The sequence below is a fragment of the Arthrobacter sp. AQ5-05 genome, from assembly GCF_003287975.1.
GTDB lineage: Bacteria > Actinomycetota > Actinomycetes > Actinomycetales > Micrococcaceae > Paeniglutamicibacter.
In genome coordinates this window covers 13,958-35,338 of record NZ_QMKQ01000023.1, presented here as the reverse complement: position 1 = coordinate 35,338, position 21,381 = coordinate 13,958, and the positions used below count along the sequence as shown (strand labels likewise).

At 66.1% G+C, this 21,381-nt stretch carries 20 protein-coding genes and 1 riboswitch; of the genes, 13 read left to right on the top strand and 7 right to left on the bottom strand.

Going from position 1 to position 21,381, the window contains the following annotated elements; genetic code table 11:
• Nucleotides 1-27: 27 nt before the first annotated feature.
• The 4 genes from metE (at nucleotide 28) to DQ353_RS16470 (ending at nucleotide 6,273) form a co-directional block, all read left to right on the top strand.
• Entirely contained in the window at nucleotides 28-2,385 is a 2,358-nt protein-coding gene (gene metE, locus DQ353_RS16485; RefSeq protein WP_113764177.1) for a 5-methyltetrahydropteroyltriglutamate--homocysteine S-methyltransferase, read from the top strand.
• 106 nt (nucleotides 2,386-2,491) lie between these two features.
• Entirely contained in the window at nucleotides 2,492-3,829 is a 1,338-nt protein-coding gene (locus DQ353_RS16480) for an O-acetylhomoserine aminocarboxypropyltransferase/cysteine synthase family protein (protein WP_113764175.1), read from the top strand.
• 18 nt (nucleotides 3,830-3,847) lie between these two features.
• A complete protein-coding gene (locus tag DQ353_RS16475; protein WP_113764173.1) occupies nucleotides 3,848-5,056 on the top strand; it encodes a cystathionine gamma-synthase in 1,209 nt (402 codons plus the stop codon).
• Between the two features lie 209 nt (nucleotides 5,057-5,265).
• A complete protein-coding gene (locus DQ353_RS16470; protein ID WP_113764171.1) occupies nucleotides 5,266-6,273 on the top strand; it encodes a bile acid:sodium symporter family protein in 1,008 nt (335 codons plus the stop codon).
• Between the two features lie 124 nt (nucleotides 6,274-6,397).
• On the opposite strand, the gene DQ353_RS16465 is transcribed toward DQ353_RS16470, so the two are convergent.
• The 4 genes from DQ353_RS16465 to DQ353_RS16450 all read right to left on the bottom strand — a co-directional run bounded on the left by DQ353_RS16465 (nucleotide 6,398) and on the right by DQ353_RS16450 (nucleotide 9,156).
• Nucleotides 6,398-6,697 carry a hypothetical protein gene (locus tag DQ353_RS16465; RefSeq protein WP_113764169.1) on the bottom strand — a complete coding sequence of 100 codons (300 nt, stop codon included), beginning with the start codon at nucleotides 6,695-6,697 and terminating at the stop codon, nucleotides 6,398-6,400.
• Between the two features lie 135 nt (nucleotides 6,698-6,832).
• Nucleotides 6,833-7,429: a hypothetical protein gene (locus tag DQ353_RS16460; RefSeq protein ID WP_113764167.1), complete on the bottom strand. Its 597-nt coding sequence runs from the start codon at nucleotides 7,427-7,429 to the stop codon at nucleotides 6,833-6,835.
• 100 nt (nucleotides 7,430-7,529) lie between these two features.
• Nucleotides 7,530-8,588, bottom strand: coding sequence for a Gfo/Idh/MocA family protein (locus DQ353_RS16455; RefSeq protein WP_113764165.1), 1,059 nt, complete (start codon nucleotides 8,586-8,588; stop codon nucleotides 7,530-7,532).
• A 43-nt stretch (nucleotides 8,589-8,631) separates the two neighbouring features.
• A complete protein-coding gene (locus tag DQ353_RS16450) occupies nucleotides 8,632-9,156 on the bottom strand; it encodes a gamma carbonic anhydrase family protein (RefSeq protein ID WP_113764163.1) in 525 nt (174 codons plus the stop codon).
• 319 nt (nucleotides 9,157-9,475) lie between these two features.
• Here DQ353_RS16450 and DQ353_RS16445 point away from each other — a divergent pair, with 319 nt between their 5' ends.
• The 3 genes from DQ353_RS16445 (at nucleotide 9,476) to DQ353_RS16435 (ending at nucleotide 12,779) form a co-directional block, all read left to right on the top strand.
• The gene (locus DQ353_RS16445; RefSeq protein ID WP_146755287.1) at nucleotides 9,476-10,027 is read left to right on the top strand and encodes a hypothetical protein; all 552 of its coding nucleotides are present in this window, start codon (nucleotides 9,476-9,478) and stop codon (nucleotides 10,025-10,027) included.
• Nucleotides 10,028-10,250: 223 nt separating this feature from the next.
• Complete coding sequence (locus DQ353_RS16440) at nucleotides 10,251-10,715, top strand: OsmC family protein (RefSeq protein WP_113764159.1); 465 nt, start codon at nucleotides 10,251-10,253, stop codon at nucleotides 10,713-10,715.
• Between the two features lie 201 nt (nucleotides 10,716-10,916).
• Complete coding sequence (locus tag DQ353_RS16435) at nucleotides 10,917-12,779, top strand: heavy metal translocating P-type ATPase (protein WP_113764157.1); 1,863 nt, start codon at nucleotides 10,917-10,919, stop codon at nucleotides 12,777-12,779.
• 9 nt (nucleotides 12,780-12,788) lie between these two features.
• Here DQ353_RS16435 and DQ353_RS16430 read toward each other — a convergent pair whose 3' ends face one another.
• The 3 genes from DQ353_RS16430 to DQ353_RS16420 all read right to left on the bottom strand — a co-directional run bounded on the left by DQ353_RS16430 (nucleotide 12,789) and on the right by DQ353_RS16420 (nucleotide 15,254).
• Complete coding sequence (locus DQ353_RS16430; RefSeq protein WP_113764155.1) at nucleotides 12,789-13,214, bottom strand: HTTM domain-containing protein; 426 nt, start codon at nucleotides 13,212-13,214, stop codon at nucleotides 12,789-12,791.
• A gap of 23 nt (nucleotides 13,215-13,237) precedes the next feature.
• Entirely contained in the window at nucleotides 13,238-14,086 is an 849-nt protein-coding gene (gene purU / locus DQ353_RS16425; protein WP_113764153.1) for a formyltetrahydrofolate deformylase, read from the bottom strand.
• Between the two features lie 61 nt (nucleotides 14,087-14,147).
• On the bottom strand, nucleotides 14,148-15,254 hold the full coding sequence (locus DQ353_RS16420) for an NAD(P)-binding domain-containing protein (protein WP_113764151.1): 1,107 nt from the start codon (nucleotides 15,252-15,254) through the stop codon (nucleotides 14,148-14,150).
• A 93-nt stretch (nucleotides 15,255-15,347) separates the two neighbouring features.
• A riboswitch (ZMP/ZTP riboswitch) is annotated at nucleotides 15,348-15,435 on the top strand.
• Between the two features lie 62 nt (nucleotides 15,436-15,497).
• On the opposite strand from DQ353_RS16420, the gene glyA reads away from it, so the two are divergent.
• The 6 genes from glyA to DQ353_RS16390 all read left to right on the top strand — a co-directional run bounded on the left by glyA (nucleotide 15,498) and on the right by DQ353_RS16390 (nucleotide 21,203).
• Nucleotides 15,498-16,784 (top strand): serine hydroxymethyltransferase, encoded by a 1,287-nt coding sequence (glyA, locus tag DQ353_RS16415; protein ID WP_113764149.1) that lies wholly within the window; start codon nucleotides 15,498-15,500, stop codon nucleotides 16,782-16,784.
• Between the two features lie 82 nt (nucleotides 16,785-16,866).
• Entirely contained in the window at nucleotides 16,867-17,748 is an 882-nt protein-coding gene (locus tag DQ353_RS16410; protein ID WP_113764147.1) for a bifunctional methylenetetrahydrofolate dehydrogenase/methenyltetrahydrofolate cyclohydrolase, read from the top strand.
• A 120-nt stretch (nucleotides 17,749-17,868) separates the two neighbouring features.
• Nucleotides 17,869-18,486, top strand: coding sequence for a hypothetical protein (locus tag DQ353_RS16405; RefSeq protein WP_113764145.1), 618 nt, complete (start codon nucleotides 17,869-17,871; stop codon nucleotides 18,484-18,486).
• 421 nt (nucleotides 18,487-18,907) lie between these two features.
• Nucleotides 18,908-20,035 (top strand): sensor histidine kinase, encoded by a 1,128-nt coding sequence (locus DQ353_RS16400; RefSeq protein WP_113764143.1) that lies wholly within the window; start codon nucleotides 18,908-18,910, stop codon nucleotides 20,033-20,035.
• A complete protein-coding gene (locus DQ353_RS16395; protein ID WP_353616704.1) occupies nucleotides 20,028-20,774 on the top strand; it encodes a response regulator in 747 nt (248 codons plus the stop codon). The genes DQ353_RS16400 and DQ353_RS16395 overlap by 8 nt, the downstream gene beginning before the upstream one ends.
• 156 nt (nucleotides 20,775-20,930) lie before the next feature.
• Nucleotides 20,931-21,203 (top strand): SHOCT domain-containing protein, encoded by a 273-nt coding sequence (locus tag DQ353_RS16390; RefSeq protein ID WP_113764139.1) that lies wholly within the window; start codon nucleotides 20,931-20,933, stop codon nucleotides 21,201-21,203.
• Nucleotides 21,204-21,381 lie beyond the last annotated feature (178 nt).

The following is a 21,381-nucleotide window of genomic DNA, read 5'->3' as shown; positions in this document are numbered from 1 at the left end:
ACGTCAACAACACCAAGGAGATCCACCATGTCGAAGCCATCCTTCCCCGCCGCATCCATCCTCGGCTACCCGCGCATCGGGCCGAACCGCGAACTGAAGAAGGCCCTTGAGGCCCACTGGGCCCGGAAGACCGACGAGGCCACGCTGCACGCCGCCGCCCTGCAGCTGCAGAAGACCAACCTTTCCAAGCTTGCCGACCTGGGCCTGAAGCCCGACGACGCCTCGCTGCCCGGCGACTTCGCCTACTACGACCAGGTCCTGGACGCCACGCTCGCGCTCTCTGCCCTGCCCACCCGCTTTGCCGACCTGGCCGACGCCAACGGCGCCATCGACACCGCCGCCTCCTTCGTCCTGGCCCGCGGCGACGAATCCCGGGCGCCGCTGGAAATGACCAAGTGGTTCGACACCAACTACCACTACCTGGTCCCGGAAATCGGCGAAACCACCCCGATCAAGGCCAACGCCACCGCGCTGGTCGAATCCTTCAAGGCGCACGCCGCCAACGGCACCACCATCCGTCCCACCCTGGTCGGCCCGATCAGCTACCTGCTGCTGGCCAAGGCCGAGGACGGCGCAGCGGCGGGCTTCGACCCGCTGACCCGCATCGACGAGGTCGTGGCATCCTACGCACAGATCCTCGCCGAGCTGGCCGCCGCCGGCGCACCGTGGGTGCAGCTGGACGAGCCGGGCCTGGTCACCGACCGCGGCGCCGAGCTGGCCGTTCCCGGCGAGCTCGCCGAAACCGTCTACACCAAGCTGGCAGCCGCCACCGAACGCCCGGCACTGCTGGTCACCTTCGGCTACGGCACCGCCGGGGAACCGACCCGCCCGGGTGCCACCCAGGGTCTGCTGGCCCGGGCCGGCATCGAGGCCGTGCACGCCGACCTGGTCCGCGGCACCGTTCCCGCCGCCGAATTCCTCGGTGACCTGGCAGGATCCACCCTGGTGGCCGGAATCGTGGACTCGCGCAACATCTGGCGCAACAACCTCTCCGCCTCGCTGAACATCCTCAAGTCCCTGCGCACCGAGGTCGAAAAGGCCAACGGCACCCTGGCCGTGGGCACCGCCACCTCGCTGCAGCACGTGCCGCACGATGTCGCCCTGGAGGCCAACCTTCCGGCGCACCTTCCCGAATGGCTTGCCTTCGCCAACCAGAAGGTCGCCGAGGTCATCACCCTGGCCAAGGGCCTGGCCGAGGGCGAATCGGCCATCGCCGCGCAGCTCTCGGCCGCCGAATCGGCCATCGCCCACCGCGCCGGCTTCGCCGGGACCACCGTCGCCGCGGTGCGCGAGCGCCTGGCCAACCTGACCACCGCCGACTTCTCCCGCTCCGATGCGCAGACCCGCAAGGAAGCACAGGAGGCGGCCCTGGCGCTGCCGCCGCTGCCGACCACCACCATCGGTTCCTTCCCGCAGACCACGGAAGTCCGCACCGCCCGCGCCGCACACAAGGCCGGCACCCTGGACGACGCCGGCTACGAGGGCTTCCTCAAGGAGGAAATCACCCGGGTGGTCGAGCTGCAGGAAAAGCTGGGACTGGACGTGCTGGTGCACGGCGAGGCCGAGCGCAACGACATGGTCCAGTACTTCGCCGAGAACTTCGACGGCTTCTCCGAGACCGAGAACGGCTGGGTGCAGTCCTACGGATCGCGCGCCACCCGCCCCTCGATCCTCTGGGGCGATGTGTCCCGGCCGGCGGCCTTCACCGTCCCGTGGATCTCCTACGCCGCCTCGCTGACCAACAAGCCGCTCAAGGGCATGCTCACCGGCCCGGTCACCATCCTGGCCTGGAGCTTCATCCGCGACGACCAGCCGCTGGCCGTCTCCGCCAACCAGGTCGCCCTGGCGCTTAGAGACGAGATCGCGGACCTGCAGGCCGCCGGCATTTCCATCATCCAGGTCGACGAGCCGGCGCTGCGCGAGCTGCTGCCGCTGCGCGCCGCGGACCAGCCCAAATACCTGGGCTGGAGCGTGGATTCCTTCCGCCTGGCCACCGCCGGCGCGGTGGATGCCACCCAGATCCACACGCACCTGTGCTACTCGGAATTCGGCGAGATCATCGAGGCCATCGACGCGCTGGATGCCGATGTCACCTCGATCGAGGCAGCCCGTTCCCGCATGGAGGTCACAGCGGATCTGACCAGCTACGGCTACTCCCGCGGCATCGGCCCGGGCGTGTACGACATCCACTCCCCGCGCGTTCCCTCCACCGAGGAAGTCGCCGAGCTCATCGACATCGCCCTGGGTTCGCTGGATCCCAAGGCCCTGTGGATCAACCCGGACTGCGGCCTGAAGACCCGCGGCTACACCGAGACCGAGGCCTCGCTGGCCAACCTGGTTTCCGCCGCCGTCGCCGCCCGCGCCACCTTGGGCGTCGCGGTCTAGCTTGCACGCGGGTGTGCCGGTGCGGCATCGAGCCATTCGGTGCCGCACCCGCACACGCCATCCCCTGACACGCACTTCTTCCTCCCTCGGCCCGAAAGGCACGATCATGGCCTCCAGCTCCTGGCACAACGCCACCACCGAAATCCACGCCGGGTACTCCCCGGCGGGAGAACACCGACCCATGACCGTGCCGATCTACAACACCGCGGCGTACCAGTTCCCCGACTACGCCACCGCGGCAAGGCTCTTCTCGCTCAAGGCGCCGGGCTTCACCTATTCGCGCACCGGCAACCCCACGGTCGCGGTGCTCGAGGAACGCGCCGCCGCCCTGGAGGGCGGGATCGGGGCCATCGCCACTGCCACCGGGCAGGCGGCCGTCGCGCTGTCCCTGCTGGCGCTGCTGCAGGGACCCAACCACCTGGTTGCCTCGTCCAAGCTCTACGGCGGCACCGTCGACCTGCTCACCGACACCTTCGCCGACTTCGGCATCACCGTCACCTTTGTTGACCCGGAGGACCCGGCGAACTGGGCCGCGGCCATCACCCCAAGGACCCGCGGCTTCCTGCTCGAGTCGGTCTCCAACCCGCTGGCCACCCTGGTGGATCTGCGCGCCATCACCGATCTGGCCCACGCCGCGGGGATCCCGGTGGTCGTGGACAACACCCTGGCCACCCCGGCCGCCTACCGGCCCATCGAATTCGGTGCGGACATCGTGGTGCACTCGGCCACCAAGGCCCTCTCCGGCCACGGATCGGTTCTTGGGGGACTGGTCGTTGACGCGGGCACCTTCGATTTCACCGATGCCGCCCGCTGGCCGCAGATCGCCGGGTCCAAGGCGCGTTACTACGGGGATTCGCTGCTGGGACGCTACGGAGCCAAGGCCTACCTGATGCTCGTCCGCTCCAAGTTCCTGCACGATCTGGGCCCCACGCTCTCGGCGGCCTCGGCCAGCTCCATCCTCACCGGCATCGAGACGCTCTCGCTGCGCGTGGCCAAGGCCCAGGCCAACGTGCTGGAACTGGTCAAGGCCCTGGGAGTGCACCCGGCCGTGGCCCGGGTGCACCATCCCTCGGTTCCCACCCACCAGGACCACGAGCTGGCCAAGGAGCACTTCCCCAATGGCACCGGTTGCGTGTTTTCCTTTGACCTGGTGGATGCCTCCGCGGTGCCGCAACTGGTCGATTCGCTGAAGCTCTTTGCGCTGGCCGCCAACATCGGGGACGCCCGCTCGCTGATCGTGCACCCGGCCGCGATGACCCACTGCCGGCTCAACGATGCGCAGCTTCAAGCCGCCGGCATCGCACCTGGCACGCTGCGCCTGTCCGTGGGACTCGAGGATGCCGCCGACCTGGTCGCCGACCTCATCTCCGGGCTCGACGCCCTGGGCCAAAACAACACCACCGAAACCGTGGCCAACGCGCCGCGCGAAACCGTCAACGCCTAGGGACCAGGGAGCAGCATCATGGGAACCACCAGCCACCAGGGTTTCAATACCCAAGCCATCCACGCGGGCCAGGCCCCGGATCCGCTCACCGGGGCGGTCATCCCGCCGATCTACCAGACCAGCACCTTCGTGCAGGACGGGATCAACGTGCTGCGCAACGGGCACGAGTACTCCCGCGGTTCCAACCCGACCCGCAACGGATTCGAAACCCAGCTCACCGCCTTGGAGGGCGGACATGCCGGTTTCGCGTTTGCCTCCGGGATCGCCGCCGAGGACGCGCTGCTGCGCGCGGTGCTGGCCCCGGGTGACCACATCGTGCTCGGTGCCGACGGCTACGGCGGCACCAACCGGTTGGTCAACCGCCTGCACGGCAAGTGGGGGATCACCAACACCCCGGTGGACATCACCGACCTGGACACCGTCGCCGCGGCCGTCCAGCCGGGGAAGACCGCCCTGCTCTGGGTCGAAACCCCGTCCAACCCGCTGCTGGGCATCGCGGATATCGCCGGCTGGGCGAGGATCGCCCATGCGGCTGGTGCCCTGCTGGTCGTGGACAACACCTTCGCCACACCGTTTCTGCAGCGCCCGCTGTCCCTGGGCGCGGACGCCGTGGTGCACTCGACCACCAAGTACATCGGCGGGCACTCGGATGTGCTCGGGGGCGCGGTGCTCGTGGCGCGGAAGGAATTCCGCGGCGAGGAATTGGCCCAATCCGTGGGCTTCCAGCAATTCGCGGGGGGAGCGGTGGCCGGGCCGCAAGACTGTTTCCTGGCCGCCCGCGGGCTGAAGACCCTGGGGCTGCGCATGGAACGACACTGCTCCAACGCGGCCACCCTTGCCGACTGGCTGGGCACCCGCGAGGAAGTTGAAACCGTCCTGTACCCGGGGCTCGAATCGCACCCCGGCCACGAACTGGCCAAGACCCAGTCCAAGGGGTTCGGCGGGATCGTCTCGATCCAATTTGCCGGAGGGGAGACCGCGGCCCGGGCCTTTGCCGAGTCGATGAAGCTCTTTGCGCTCTCAGTGTCCCTGGGCGGGGTCGAATCGCTGGTCTGCTACTCGGCGGAAATGACCCATGCCTCGGTGGTTGGCACCCCGCTGGCCGTGCCGCGGAACCTGGTGCGCCTGAGTGTCGGAATCGAACAGGTCGAGGATCTTATCGCCGATCTGGAGCTCGGGCTGGCCGCCGCCCGGAACGCCTCGCGCCAGTACGCCGGGGCGCAATAGAAAGACTTGCGGTGGTTCCTTGTGAAGGCCTGAGGGGGCCGGGGAGGGGCCACCGCAAACCCGTCGGGAACGACGGCCGCGGAAAATGCATGAAGCGTATGAAGCCATGAGGCCGCGATAAGCGGTAGGTGGTTTGCGATGAACGGCAAGCGGTAAGCGAATTGTTGTCACAAATGGACAGTGATTGATCAGTTTGCCACGATCTATTCATGTCAATTGATCGAAACGTACAACCAAGGCCCGGACTGGATGCCGAAGAGCGCAGCGCAAAGATCGCCGTGACTCTCTTCCCGCTGCTGGTCCTGGCCGGCGGGGCGTTCGCCCTGTTCTCCCCGGACACCTTCAGCGGATTCTCCAAGGCCATTAACCCGTTGCTCATGGTCATCATGTTCGGCATGGGCCTGACCTTGACGCTTCCTGACTTCGCATTGGTCGTGCGCAAGCCGCTGCCGGTGCTCCTGGGCGTGGTGGCGCAGTACGTGATCATGCCGCTACTGGGCCTGGGCATCTCGGTGCTGTTGCAGCTGCCCCCGGCACTGGCCGCCGGCGTCATCCTGGTGGGTTGCGCACCTGGAGGCACCTCCTCGAACGTGGTGACCTACCTGGCCAAGGGGGACGTCGCGCTCTCGGTGACGATGACCTCGATCTCCACCCTGCTGGCACCCATCTTCACCCCGCTGCTGACCCTGTGGCTGGCCGGACAGTACCTGCCGGTTGACGCCGGGTCGATGGCCAAGTCGATCGTGCAGATCGTGCTCATCCCCGTGGTCCTGGGCCTGGTGCTCCGCGTGATCCTGCCGCGCCTGGTCGCCAAGGTCCTGGCGGCCCTTCCCTGGGTCTCGGTCATCGCCATCACCGGCGTGGTGCTCATCGTGGTGGCCGGCAGCGCCGCCGCCATCTTCAGCGCAGGTGCGCTGATCCTGCTGGCCGTCATCCTGCACAACGCCGGCGGTGTGGCCCTGGGCTACGGAACCGCGAAGCTGTTCAAGCAGCCCATCGCCACCCGCCGCACCATGGCCATCGAGGTTGGCATGCAGAACTCCGGTCTGGCCTCCGGTCTGGCCAAGACCTACTTCACGCCGGAAGCAGCACTGCCCGGTGCCGTGTTCTCCGTCTGGCACAACCTCTCCGGTGCGGTCATCGCCGCCTACTGGCGCCGTTCCAGTGCGAAGAACGCCGAGCGCGAAGCCGCCGAAATGGAACCTATTTCCAAGTAAGCAAAGGCTGGATCGAATTTCCGAAGGTTCCCTCGTCGCGCCGCAAGGTCTGCAACCAGGGAACCTTCGGTGTTTGGCGGCCGTAGTCGATGCCAGGCTTTGCCCGGCCTCGAAGATTTCGGTGCTATTCGATGCCTTCATCCAAGACCGTGGGCTTCACCGGGTTGCCTTTGTCGTGGCGTGCGTGTGCTCGCCCGTAGGCGCTGCGTGAATTCTGTTTCCACCACCACCAGTCGGCGTGTGAGGCGGTCCTGCGCAGGAGGTCTGCACTGAGTGGGGCAAAACCGTTGGCGACCAGTTCACGGTGGATGTCCTCGGCTGCGCCATAGGCCATGTTCTTCCACTGCTTGCGGCTGCGCACACCGTGGCGGTGCTCCTTGCACCATTCGTTGAGCCGGTTGAACAGCTCAGCTCCCGTGTCCATTTCAGATTCACCATGCACGCCGCTGCTTGCAATCCTTCCTGGCAGCTCGGTGCCCCCATTCGCCGTGGTCTATGAGCCATGTTTCACGGAATAAATCTAGTTCGGATGTTCTCGAGCGTAAACATCTTCGCGGGCTTATGCTCCAAAGGAAGCGGGCAGCACATCGCGGTGTGGAACGATCGACACCACTTCCAGCCGCGGGTCTTGGTGCAACGCCCGGAACAAGTCGGGCGAAGCGGCAACGACCAGGGAATCCGGATACAGGCCGGTGCCCCACGCAAAGGAATGGTTGGGATCCTCGACGAAATCCGGGACCTGGTCCCGGACCCCGCGGAAGATGATTTCCTCGATGCCCAGGTCTTCATGGAGGTACTCCTGGCCGTAAAAGTTGCTGGTCGTGGCCTGGGGCATGAAGGGACGCGCGCGCCCGACCCAGCTCCGGGTGTGCAGCAGCACCCCGGTGCCCAGGTGTGCGCCCAGGATCTCGCGCAGGGCGGCGGCCGTTTCCCTGTCCAACCGGCCCAACGGGGCATCAGGTGAATCGGCGTCGGGATGATCCGCCAAGTAGGCGCTCCACAGCTCGTTGCAATCCGCCGAGGCCTCCAGCCCGGCACCGGACGGAAGCAAGGATGACCACCGTCGAGGTTCCTCGTGGTTGTCATAGGCAGGCAGGAAGAGCCGCAGCAGGTGCAGCGAACGGAATTCCTCGCCGATGTACTCACGGGCCAGCATGGATTCTTCCTTTCAATCGGGGGGACCTGGATATGAAAAAGGTTTCGCGGTGCCGGAAAATTCTCCGACACCGCGAAACCAGATGTTTTCGTGCTGGTTGCTACTTGACGTAGGCGTCGTTCGGGTAACGGATCCCCAGCTGGTGGCGGATCCCGTCGAAGATGGCCATGGTGTTCACCGAGTGCTCCCACGGCATGGTGGGGGACTCGTTCAGGCCCTCCTGGATGCAGCGGGTGGCTTCGCGGAACTCGTACGTGTAGTTCCCGCCCACCGGCTCAAAGACCTCGGTCCGTGCCGGCCCGTTGACCGGGTGGATGAAGAGCTTGGTGGGGTTGTGCAGCGGGGCATTGGTGCCCAGCCAGCCACCGGTGCAGGCCACCCGCGCTTCCTTGGTCGGCGAGCTGGTCAGCGAAACCATCAGCTGCGCGTGGCGCACCCCGGAGTAACCCAGGGTGATGGCGGTCTGGATGTCCACGCCGTCGTCGTTGAGGTCGCTGCTGGCCTGCACCGAGGTCGGGAAACCCATGGCCCCGATGGCCCAGGTGAGTGGGTAGACCCCCATGTCCAGCAGTGCGCCGCCGCCGGCCTCCGGGTCGTAGAGGCGCCAGGTCGGGTCGTAGGGCGCCAGGAATCCCAGGTCCGCCTGGACCCAGGACGGCTCGCCGAGCTCACCGGATTCCAGGATCTCCATGGCCCGGGCGAATGCCGGGGTGAAGCGCGACCAGACGGCTTCCATCAAGAAAAGGTCGCGATCCTCGGCCTCGGCGACCAGGGCGCGGGCCTCGGCGGCATTGATGGTCAAGGACTTCTCGCACACCACGTTCTTGCCGGCCCGCAACGCGGCCATGGCGATCTCGAAGTGCTGCCCGTGCGGGGTGCCGATGTAGACGGCCTCGATCTCCGGTTCGGCAAACATGGCCTCGTAGGAGCCGTAGGCCCATTCGATGTCATGCTCGTCGGCGAAGGCGCGGGCGCGTTCCTCGCTGCGGGATGACACCGCAATCACGTTGGCGTCCTCCAAGGACTGGAGGTCCGCAACGACCTTTTCAACAATGCTCCCGGTGGAGACAACTCCCCAGTTCAACGAGCGGCCCGTGGCCCTGATTGGTGAGGGGGCGCTTGAATGGGCGGCGGGTGGTGCCTGGATGTAACGAACCATCGTAAGTGTGCTCCCTATGCAGAATTGGGCTGGGTGGATGGACCTAACGTGCGGCGTTGGCCTCACGGTGCTTGGCCGCCAGCACCAGGTAGTGGGCGGCGTTTTCCTTCAGGGATTCGACTTCCTCGTCGCTGAGCTCGCGGCGCACCTTGGCCGGAACCCCCGCAACCAGCGAGCGCGGCGGTACCTGGGTGCCCTCGAGCACCAGGGCGCCGGCGGCTACCAGGGAGTTCTCCCCGATGACCGCACCGTTCATGATGGTCGCGCTCATGCCGATGAGGCAGTCGTTGCCCACGGTGGCCCCGTGAACCACGGCCGAGTGGCCCACCGAAACGCGCTCGCCGATGGTGCAGGGGAAACCTGTGTCGGCGTGCAGCACCACGTTGTCCTGGAGGTTGGTGCCCTCCTTGACGGTGATGGTGTCGGAGTCCCCGCGCGCCGAGACGCCGTAGAAGGCGCTGGCGTTCGCACCCAGGGACACATCCCCGGAAAGCGTTGCGGTTGGTGCCACGAAAGCGGTGGGATCGACGGACGGGGTTACTGAATCAATGGTGATGATGTGGGCCATGACACCCACTCTAGCCGGTGCCCTGTGGCCTATTTGGTTGTGCGACACGACGTTCTCGATGGCGTATGCGGGACCGGTGGGGAGACCTCGCCAGGGCCATGGTCCCATGATTCTCGCCAGGTGGGTTGCCAGACGGCCGTGCCCGGTCGGACGGATGCGCCGGACCGGCGCGTGGTGGCCACCGGCCGGGGCAAACAGATAGTGTTGATGCTTGGCTCCGCGCCATGGGACTACTGGGTGTTCCATGGGGATCGGACACAGCAGAACAGGAGCAGCCGGGACAATGTGGCCGCAGCACAAGGTTGAGGTTTACGAGCGGATGGTCGCAGAACTCCGGCGCACCCTCGAGGGTCAGTCGCAGGACATTGCGCCCCACGTTCGCGAGCGGCTGGAAGAAATCATCCAAGGCGCGGTCCACACCATCGAGACCGGCGCCGAAATCGTGGCGGTGGGTCTCCCGGACCTCGCACCCGAACCTGTCGACTTGGCTCCGGTTGAGCCCGCGGTGGTCGAGCTCGCGGCGGCCGAACCTGAACCGGCCGAACCCGCCCCGGCCGCTGCCAAGCCCGCCAGCGATCCCTTCCGACATGGCGCACACGCCGAGGCCAACAGGCTGACCAAGGCCAGGGAACTGGCGCGTTGGCTCTGGGACCGCAATATCAGTGGCGAGCAGGTCCTGGGCTTCACCAACAAGTGGCGCAACAAGATCGCCCGGGCAGCCGGCGTCAATCCGCCCTCCACGCTGGAAACCTGGACGGTAGCGGTGGACCTGATGACGCGCATGGAAGAACTGGCCGCTTCCGGGACCCAACCGGAAGCCAGCGAACGCCACCACCTGGACGAGCACGAACAGTGGGCCACCGAAGGCTAGAAGGAATCGCGGCTGCTTTTGCCCGGGACGAATTCCCAACCACAGTTCCAAACTTCGCTACGGCGGAGGTGGGCCCGAAGAAGATGAGTTGGCCCAGGGAGATGCCACGCCGGAGCATTCCGTTGGCGGCGGCGGATGCCTGCCCGTCCACAGGGAACGTTGTACACCACGGACCGCATGTCGCGTGCCCAACCGCCAGGTTCGCCGGTGGCATGATGAACGCATGAGTGAAAACGAGAATCCCATGCTGCGTTCCGTCGAACTGACCCGCACGGCCACGGCCCGCTACACGGTGCGCAATGCCGCGGGTGCGGAAATCGAATTTGGCCACGGCGAAGGGCTGCTGAGCCCGGTGGAGTTGCTGCTGGCCGCGATCGCCGGTTGTTCGTCCATCGACGTCGACACCGTGACGGCCCGCAGCGCCGAGCCCGTGACCTTCAAGGTCGCGGCCACCGGAAACAAAGTGGTTGAGGACGGCGCCAGTCGGGTGGACGGGCTGCACCTGTCCTTCAACGTGGAATTCCCCGACACGCCCGAAGGCCAGAAGGCCGCCGGCATGGTCGAGCGCCTGGTGGAGCTCTCGCACGAGAAGTACTGCACGGTGTCACGGACCGTGGAGCGCGGCACTGCTGTCACGAACGAGGTCCACGTGGCGCTCGAGGACAACGGGCAGCCAGGACTGCCGTAGGGGTGCACCAGCGCCAAACGCCCTACGGGGGTGTTGCCCGCTGCCCTGCCGGCCTTGTCCCCCTTCGGGCCCATGGGGTGGGGCGCGCCTGACCAAGGTGAGCCTGTCCACGCTGGCAAGGAAACCATAAACCGTCGAGGATTGGGGTGGGGAACCTTTCCCCATGTCTACAGGCAAAGGTGTGATTGACCCGTGGGTCTGATGAAACGCTATCCGGTGGTGGTGGCAACACTCGTGGTGTTGGCCGGCACGCTGCTGCTGCTTCCGTTCGGGATGGGCGAGGCTGCGCGCTGGATCGCGGGCATTTTTGCCCTGGGGGTCGCGCTGCAGCTGGGCTGGGGCATGGTGAAGGACATCGCCCGGGGACACTGGGGCATTGACATCCTGGCGTTCACCGCGATCCTGTCCACGGTGTTCGTGGGGGAATGGATCGCGGCACTGATCATCTGCCTGATGGTCTCCGGGGGCGAGGCATTGGAGGACTATGCCCAGGTCCGCGCCACCCAATCGCTTTCGGAGCTCATGGACCGGGTACCAACCCGCACCCGGCTCGTGGACGCCGCCGGGAACCTCACCGAGGTGAAGGTGGAGGCGGTCGTCCCGGGGGATGTGCTGCTGGTGCGGCCCGGGGAGGTGCTTCCGGTGGACGGGGTGCTGCTTGATGGCGAGGCCGACTTCGACGAGTCCTCGTTGACCGGTGAATCGCTGCCGGTGCACAAGCTCGCGGGGGAAGTGCTGATGTCCGGTTCCGTGAACGGGAACCGCGCCATCAAGATGCAAGCCTCTGCCGGCGCCGCCGACTCGCAGTACTCGCGCATCGTCGAACTGGTCCAGGAAGCCTCCAGCTCTCGGGCGCCGATGGTGCGCCTGGCCGACCGGTACGCTGTCCCGTTCACGCTGCTGGCCTACGTCATTGCCGGTGCGGCGTGGTGGGCCAGCGGGGACCCGGTGCGTTTTGCCGAGGTGCTCGTGGTCGCCACCCCCTGCCCGTTGCTGATTGCCGCACCGGTGGCCTTCATGGGAGGGATGAGCCGCGCGGCCAAGGGAGGGGTCATCGTCAAGGACGGCGGCACCCTGGAAAAGCTAGCCGCGGTGAAATCCGTGGCCTTCGACAAGACCGGGACGCTGACCCGGGGCACCCCGGAACTGCGCGGTGTCATGCCGGTGGAAGGGTTCGATGCCGATGAGCTGCTGGGCCTGGTGGCCGCCGCGGAGCAGTACTCCTCGCACGTGTTGGCCGCCTCGATCGTGGCTGCCGCCGGGAAACGCGCGCTGCCCATCGCCGAGGTGCAGGATGCCAGTGAGGAAGCGACCCATGGAGTCAGCGCCTTGGTGGGCGGGCGCCGGGTGCTGGTGGGCAAGCCGGCCTGGGTGGCATCGCTGGCCTCCGGGGTGGTGCGCCGGGAGCTGGGCCCGGGTGAGTCTTCCGTCTACATTGCGGTGGATGGCGCCTTTGCCGGGGTGCTGCTGCTGGCCGACGAACTGCGCGAAGACGCAGGAGCTACGCTGGAGCGGCTGCGCGCATTGGGTGTGAAGGAAATGCTCATGCTCACCGGCGATCAGCAGGCCACGGCCGACCACATCGCCGCGGAGATCGGCCTGGACACGGTGTACGCCGAGTGCCTGCCCGAGGACAAGGTCGTGCACGTGCGCAAGCTGGAGCACCGCCCCGTGATGATGGTCGGTGACGGGGTCAACGACGCCCCGGTGCTGGCCGCGGCCGATGTGGGTGTGGCCATGGGGGCGCGCGGCTCGACCGCCGCCTCGCAAACCGCCGACGTGGTCATCATGACCGAGAACATCTCCCAGATAGCGCACGCGGTGCGGATCGGCAAGGACACGCTGCGCATCGCGGTGCAGTCCATCTGGCTGGGCATTGTCTTCTCCGTGGTGCTGATGCTGGTGGCCGCCACCGGGGTGCTGCCGGCGGTGGCGGGGGCGCTGAGCCAGGAGGTCGTGGACCTGGTCGCGATCCTGTCCGCGCTGCGTGCACTGAAGGGCAGGCGGCAGAAGAAGGCCCCGGAGAGCCGGCCGGCACCCGCTGGATCGACAGAGGTGCGCTGAACCTGGCCGCTACACGGAAGCCGCGGGAAGTGGTGTGCGGATTCCCTGCCCGGCCCGGCGATTCACCAGCGCGTCATGGACGAAGGGCGCGTAGCCTGCCATCATCATCAGCGCGAAGGCGAGCAGCGGCAGCGCAGTGTTCAGCATCAACACGATGCCCAGATGCAGGCAAGCCCCGATCAGGAACGCGACCGGGCGCAGTCCGGGGATCCACAGCGCCACCGAGAGGAAGAGTTCCGCGCAGACACTACCGATGGCCAGGAGGGGCAGTAGGCTCACTGGCACCGGGATCCACTCGCGCAGGTGGTGTCCGATGACCTCGCCGGAGAGGTACTGCTCGTTCAGTTTGGAAACGGCGGTGAACGCGTAGACCGTCGTGATCTGCACCTTGAGCAGGAATGCCGGCAGCAGGAAGAAATCCTGCTGCCGGCCCATGCCCTTGGAGGAAACCGGTTCGTCTAGGAGAACACCACGGTGCGGTAGCCGTCGAGCATGACCCGGCGCTCGGCATGCCAGGCCACGGCGCGGGTGAGGGTACGCCCCTCCACGTCGCGTCCCATGGCCACGAACTGGCCCGCGGTGCGTGCATGGTCCACCCGGATGACCTCCTGCTCGATGATCGGGCCTTCGTCCAGATCCGCCGTGACGTAGTGGGCGGTCGCGCCAATGAGCTTTACGCCGCGGGCGTGGGCCTGGTGGTAGGGCTTGGCGCCCTTGAAAGAGGGCAGGAACGAGTGGTGGATGTTGATGGCCCGTCCGCTCAACGCGCGGCACAAATCGTCCGAGAGGATCTGCATGTAGCGGGCCAGCACCACCAGCTCGATGTCGTGTTCGTCCACCAGGGCCAGCAGCCGTGCCTCGGCCTGGGCCTTGGTCGCTGCGGTGACCGGGAGGTGGATGAATTCAATGCCATGGAAGTCGGCCATGGGCTTCAGGTCCAGGTGGTTGGAGACGATGACCGGGATCTCCACGGGCAAGGTCCCGGCACGCTGGGCAAAGAGGAGGTCGTTGAGCGCGTGGCCTTCCTTGGACACCATGATCAAGGTCCGCACCCGGGACCCGGCCGCGGTGATGCCAAGTTCCATGCCGAATTCCTCACGAACCGGACCCAATGCGTTGCGCACCGCGTCGAGGTCCTGGGCCGTGGCCACGGCGATGCGCATGAAGAAGTTGTGGGTCTCGGGGCTTTCGAATTGCTGCGACTCGGTGATGTTGCATCCCGCGCTCAGCAAGGCTCCGGAGACGGCGTGGACGATGCCCGGACGGTCGGGACAAGACAGGGAAACAATGAATTCGTTGGTGGTCACGTATTCACGCTACATGCAGGTGCCGCCGTGCCTGAATCAGGTGAAGGGAACACGGACACACCTACCGGGAATCGGCTGTGGCGGTGTCGGTGGCCGCGGGGTCCTGGAGCCTGCCGGCGGCAACGGCGGCGGCACGTCCGGCACGGGTCGCCCCGATGGTGGACGCCGAGGCGCCGTACCCGACCAGGAACAGGCCCGGGACCTTGGGAACAGACACCGAATCCTCACCCATGAGGATCCCGCCGCCGGGCTCGCGCAGGCCCAGCGGCGCCAGGTGGTGAAGGGAAGCCCGGAACCCGGTGGCCCACAGGATCACGTCGATCTCCTCGGTGCTGCCGTCGGTGAAGGTGACCGAGCGGGCGGAGATCGAGTCGATCGCACCGCGGGAGATCAGCACCCCCGAATCGATTCCCTCCTGGTAGAAATCGGTTAGCGGCAGCCCGGTCGCCGCGACCACTGACAACGGCGGCAGGCCCGCCCGGGTGCGGGCATTGACGTTGGTCTCAACCTCAATGCCCCAGGCCTTGTCCAGGGGTGCTTTCCTCCACTGCGGCGCTCGCCGGGTGGACCATAGGGTGTCAATGCCATGTGTGGAAAGCTGCAGCAGGAACTGGGCGGCACTGGTGCCGCCGCCCACCACCAGCACGCGTTGTCCCAGGAATTGCCCAGGTGCCGTGAAATCGTGGGTGTGCAGCTGACGGCCGGTGAATTCGCGTTGCCCGGGGTAAAACGGCCAATACGGCTTGTCCCAGGTTCCGGTGGCGTTGATCACCGTGGCCGCACGGATGACGCGTCCGTCGGTGGAAGTGATCGCGAATCCGTCCTCGAGGGAACCGGTGACATTGCGCACCTTGAAGGGGCGGATCACCGGCAGTGCGAAGGCCGATTCGTAGGCCCCGTAGTAGCGGGAAACCACCGCCGAGGCGGGCTCGCGTGGATCGGGGGTGGCAAGGTCCATGCCGGGAAGGGAGTGCAGCCCGTGGGCACGGTCAAAAGTCAATGAATCCCAGCGGTGGCGCCATGCTCCGCCCGGGCCGTCGTTGGCGTCCAGCACCACGAAGTCCTCGTGGGGAACGAGGCCCTTGCGCCGCAAATGGTGGGCCGCCGAGAGCCCCGCCTGCCCGGCACCGATGACGACCGTGCGCATTTCCTTGCCCGTGGACTGCATTCCTGGGGGCCCTCCTTCAGGGACGTCTTCGTTGAAGATTCAATGTTCTTAGTGTGTAACAGTCCCAACCGCGGGCCTATTCCGACTAATATCGAAGGGTGTCGCGACTGGCGTTGGGTGGGATGAACCACCGGGGAGCGGCACATGAGCTAACCACGGACCGCGCGCCTGGGTCCGGGGGTTGAATGTTTCGCAATGTGTACCTGCCCGAAGACCAACCCTCACCCACTGGAGTTCAACACCATGAGCAAGAATCCCGTGACCAACCAGTCCCTCGCAGAGATCGATCCGGAAATCGCCGAGGTCCTCAGGCTTGAGCTGGGTCGCCAGCGCGACACCCTGGAAATGATCGCCTCCGAGAACTTCGCCCCGCGCGCGGTCCTCGAGGCCCAGGGCTCGGTCCTGACCAACAAGTACGCCGAGGGCTACCCGGGCCGCCGCTACTACGGCGGCTGCGAGCACGTGGACGTGGCCGAGAACCTGGCCATCGAGCGCGTGAAGACCCTCTTTGGCTCCAAGTTCGCCAACGTCCAGCCGCACTCCGGCGCCTCGGCCAACGCCGCGGCACTCTCGGCCATGATCGAACCCGGTGACAAGATCCTGGGCCTGTCCCTGGCCCACGGCGGTCACCTGACCCACGGCATGAAGCTGAATTTCTCCGGCAAGCTCTACAAGGTCGCCGCCTACGAGGTCGATCCGGAAACCTTCCGCGTGGACATGGTCAAGCTCCGTGCCCAGGCCATCGCCGAGAAGCCGCAGGTCATCATCGCCGGCTGGTCCGCCTACCCGCGCCAGCTCGATTTCGCCGAGTTCCGCGCCATTGCCGACGAAGTCGGTGCCAAGCTCTGGGTCGACATGGCCCACTTCGCCGGGCTGGTCGCTGCCGGACTGCACCCGAACCCGGTCCCGTACGCCGACGTGGTCACATCCACCGTGCACAAGACCCTTGCCGGTCCGCGGTCGGGCCTGATCCTGACCAACGATCCGGACCTGGCCAAGAAGATCAACTCCAACGTCTTCCCCGGCCACCAAGGCGGGCCGCTCATGCACGCGATCGCCGGCAAGGCCGTGGCCTTCAAGATCGCCGCCGGCGAGGAATTCAAGGCGCGCCAGGTCCTGACTCTCGAGGGCGCCAAGATCCTGGCCGAGCGCCTGACCGCCAAGGATGTCACCGGTGCTGGCGTCTCCGTGCTCACCGGCGGCACCGACGTGCACCTGGTCCTGGTGGACCTGCGCAACTCGGAGCTCGACGGCAAGCAGGCCGAAGACCTGCTGCATGAAATCGGGATCACCGTGAACCGCAACTCGGTGCCGTTCGACCCGCGCCCGCCGATGACCACCTCTGGCCTGCGCATCGGCACCCCGGCCCTGGCCACCCGCGGCTTCGACGCCGCGGCCTTCACCGAGGTCGCCGACATCATCGGTGTCGCGCTGCGCGACGGGCAGAACGCCGACAAGGCCGCACTGGCTGCGCGCGTGGACACCCTGGCCAAGGCCTTTCCGCTCTACGAAGGCCTCGAAGACTGGTAATCGGCCACCGGCCCCCAACTCGGCACGGCCGCCGCCACAGCGTGCGCCTGCAACCACTTTCCCGAACGGAGCACCACCACCCATGACTGCACAGATCCTTGACGGCAAGGCAACCGCAAAGGCCATCAAGGCCGAACTGACCGAACGCGTCGCGGCCCTGGCCGCACGCGGCGTCACCCCCGGCCTGGGCACCATCCTGGTCGGGTCCGACCCGGGCTCCACCTGGTACGTCGGCGGCAAGCACAAGGACTGCGCGGAGGTCGGCATCAAGTCGATCCGCGTGGACCTGCCGGAGGACACCACCCAGGAGGCCCTGCTGGCCAAGGTCCGCGAGCTGAACGAGAACCCGGAATGCACCGGCTACATCGTGCAGCTGCCGCTGCCGGCGCACATCGATACGGATGTGATCCTCGAGGCCATGGACCCGGCCAAGGACGCCGACGGCCTGCACCCGATGAACCTGGGCCGCCTGGTTGCCAACGTCAACCGCCCGATGACCTCGCCGCTGCCCTGCACGCCCAAGGGCTGCGTGGTGCTCCTGGAGCGCCACGGCATCGACCTGAACGGCAAGAACGTGTTGGTCGTGGGCCGCGGGGTGACCATTGGCCGCCCGATCGGGCTGCTGCTGACCCGCCGCGACATCAACGCGACGGTCACCCTGGCGCACACCGGCACCAGGGACCTGGCCAAGCACCTCGCCGAGGCCGATGTGGTGGTTGCCGCCGCGGGGGTGCCGCACATGATCAAGGCCAAGGACCTCAAGCCCGGCGCGATCGTGCTGGACGTGGGGGTCTCGCGTGTCAACGACGAAAACGGCAAGGCCGTGGTCACCGGTGACGTGGAGCCGGCTGCCCACGAGGTTGCTTCCTGGATCTCCCCGAACCCGGGAGGCGTGGGTCCGATGACCCGTGCCATGTTGCTGGCCAACGTGGTCGAGTCCGCGGAGCGCGCGGCCGGACAGTAAACAAGTCCGCCACAGCACGACAGCGGCCCGTGTGCGGTTCCCCTTCAACAGGAGGGAAACCGCACGCGGGCCGTGTGCTTTCCGGGCAAGTCGCCAAGGTCCCATGCATAGGATTGCTCCATGACCGCCGACACCGCTTCCGTCACTCGACGCGCCCTGTCGGAGCGCCTGCGGTGGGTCATCGGGCTGCTGGTGTTCGCCGCCGCCTGCTACGCGGTCTTCGGCTGGTTGTACGACCGAGAACTCCGCGATGCCTCGGGCAACAGGCTGGTCTTTTATCTGGGTTGGCAAGACGGGGAATTCGCGGCCTTGGCATTTGTGCTCGGGGGATTGGCAGTCGGCGCGGTGTTGCTGCTGCTGGGCGGCCCACTGGTCGCGCGAATCCGGAACACCGCCGTCTTTGTCATTGTGCAGTTGCTGCTCTTCGCCGTGGGCACCGTGCTCTTCCTGTTCTGGGCGGTGGCCTGCCTGGTCATCATGATGGGTGCCGGAATGGGGTCGATGGATCTGGTCACCGCCACGGATGGCAAGCGGGTGCTCCTGGAGCGGAGCGTGGTCGACGGCGACATAACCGCCGTCTGGGTTCCGCACTCGTGGTTCATGTATGCGGAGCTCCCCGACAGCGGTTTCCCGATCGGGAAGTATCTCCTGAGCGAGGACTGCACCCTGGAACCCAGTCCCGAGCCGTGGGTCCTTACCTGCCAGGGAATTGAAGTGGTGCTCGAGCGTAACCGCTGACCTTGGTCGTTGCCTTTGACGCCCTTTGCGCGTGTTTCGTGGGTAGGCCCCAACCGACTGCTTTCGTTTGATGAAGAATTACGTGGTAAATACCAGCCGGGGTTCCGGAGAAGGTTTCGCTGGTGCACTGGTGCATGTACTGCCATTACGGGGCCAGAGGCTGAAGGCTTCTCCCATGTTGACTCAAATTGACCGCTGGCGATCCTGAGCTGCATGGCCAAACTTATCGCGGAGAAACACGGATTGCGCCGACGGAAACGCATGCAAGTAGCGGGACCCGGGATGCCGTGGTGTTGAAATGGCCTGTGGAACCATGCTTGAAACGTTTCCGTATCCGCTGACGGTGTACTCCCAGTGGTGTACACCCCGCTACGGCCGCGGCCGGATGAACACGGATTGGGACAACGAGTAGTCTCGTCTCATGATCAATCGACGCCGTCCCCCGCTGGGCATTTTGCCGGTGGCCGTGGCGGTCGTCCAGATCGTCGGCACGCACTTTGCCGCGCACAGATTCAATGATTCGCTGTCCTGGGTTGCTGTCCTCTTGCTGCTGGCGGGTCCGGCCCTGCTGCTGCTGCGTCGACGCGCACCCGGACCCATGGTCGCCGGCATCGGATTGGTGACAGTTGGATACGTCGCGGCAGGTTTCCCCTGGGGCCCCTTTCCCCTTTCCTTTGCCGTGGGGCTCGTCCTTGCAGTCCTTGCCGGTGCCCGTTGGTGGGCTTGGGGGAGTGCTGCCGCTGCCGGGGTCGGATTCCTGCTGCTGGCCATGCAGCATGGTGAAAGCACCCGGGTCTTCTTCGTGCTCGTGTGGCTGATAGTCGTCCTGCTGGTGGGTGAGCTGGGCCGCAGCGCCAGGACGCGGCGGGATGAGTACCGCCGGGCGTCCATGGAACGGGCCAGGCACCAGCGTGACGAGGAGCGATTGGTGCTGGCACGCGACATCCATGACGTCGTGGCGCATTCGCTGTCGATGATCAACGTACAGGCCTCCGTGGCCCTTCATTTGGCCAAGAAGGGCGGCGACGCCCAGGGCATGTATGAGGCCTTGGAAAACATCAAATCGGGATCCAAGGAAGCCCTCTCCGAGGTGCGTGAGGTGTTGTCCGTCCTGCGCCAGGATGCGCCGCGGGTTCCCAGCCAGCGGCTGGAACAGCTCGACGAGCTGGTGCAGCGGGTCCGTGGCGCCAACTTGTCGATCATCTTCACCCCACCGGTGTTGCCGCCTCCCGGGTGGGTCGATGAGCGGGTGGAGAACATCCTTTATCGGGTGGTCCAGGAATCCCTGACCAATGTCGTGCGGCACGCCAAGGCGAGCCGCGTGGTGGTGGCCGTGCACCTGGATGACGCGCACGCCGCGGTCACGGTCACCGACGACGGAGTTGGCATTGGTCTTGGCAACGAGGGAAACGGAATCGGCGGCATGCGCGAACGCCTGGGTGCACACGGCGGCACACTGACGATCGACGCGGCGAATGCACCGGGAGCACCGACTCCCGGAACCAGGATCAGCGCCCGGCTGCCGGCACCAGGAACAACGCGTGCCTGAAAACCAGGCACGCCACGACACGAAGCCAAGGAGCCCCATGATCGGCCTTCTCATTGTTGATGACCAGTCGTTGATCCGGGCAGGCTTCTCCGCGCTGCTGGGCGCCGAGGACGACATGCAGGTGCTCGGCCAGGCTTCCAACGGCCTGCAGGCGCTGGCCCAGGCCCGCGCCTTGAAACCCGACATCGTGCTCATGGACATCCGCATGCCCCAAGGAGACGGCATCACGGCCGCGGCAGCAATCACCGCAGATGCCGACTTGGCCCACACCCGGATCATCATGCTCACCACCTTCGAACTCGACGACTACATCCTCGATTCAATCCGAGCCGGAGCCTCCGGATTTCTGGTCAAGGACACCGAACCGGAGGAATTGATCCATGCCGTGCGAATCGTTGCGGCGGGGGACTCGCTGCTTTCGCCCTCGGTGACCCGCAAGCTCCTGGCCCAGGTTGCCGCCACCCAGCCCCCGCCGCCCACCCAGAGGCCTGCGGCCATGGACGGACTGACCGAACGCGAGCGCGAGGTGTTGCTGCTCATTGGCACAGGCAAGAGCAACGCCGAAATCGCCGAGCAACTTTTCATCACCCCGCTGACGGCCAAGACCCATGTCTCCCGGATCATCGGGAAGATGGGCGTGCGCGACCGGACAGGGCTCGTGGTGATCGCGTACGAAAGCGGGCTGATCACTCCCGGCGCACTGCCGACCACGCAGGAGCCTCGACGCGACGGACCCTAATCCAAGCGGCACCAGCAACTGCACCGGGTGGAGTACGCCGCGCAATCCGAGGTGTCTCCACCGGGCCGATGCGGCAAGGGACCCCAAGGAACGAAAGTGGATACACGAGGCAAATGGCCTCGCAATCCGCAATCGATGCTTTGAGGAGCAACCAAAATGACAACCACGATTCTTCCCGCACTGGCAGCGATGCCGGCCCATGCCTGGGGACCGGGATACGGACCGGGCTGGTTCGTCCTGATCCCTATCTTCTGGATCCTGCTCATCGGCTTCTTCATTGTCTTCAGCCGCCGAGTGTATTGGCGCCACCTCATCCAGGGCGACCCCGCGAGCGCCGAGGGCGTGCTGCGCGAGCGCTACGCACGCGGAGAGATCGATGAGACCGAGTACCGGCAGCGCTTGGAAGTGTTGCGCGCAAATCGGAAATAAGTCTTCTTAACGCCGATGATCGGCACCGAACCCCGGGTGGAGTGCACCCGCGGTTCGGTCTGCGCCGGGGCAAAAAACATTCGGGTGACGCAGGTAACACATGCAATAAGTGTTATATGTCGTGACGTGGGGAGGGTTGGAAAAAGTCGCGGAAACAGGGGCCAGCACGCCTATTTCC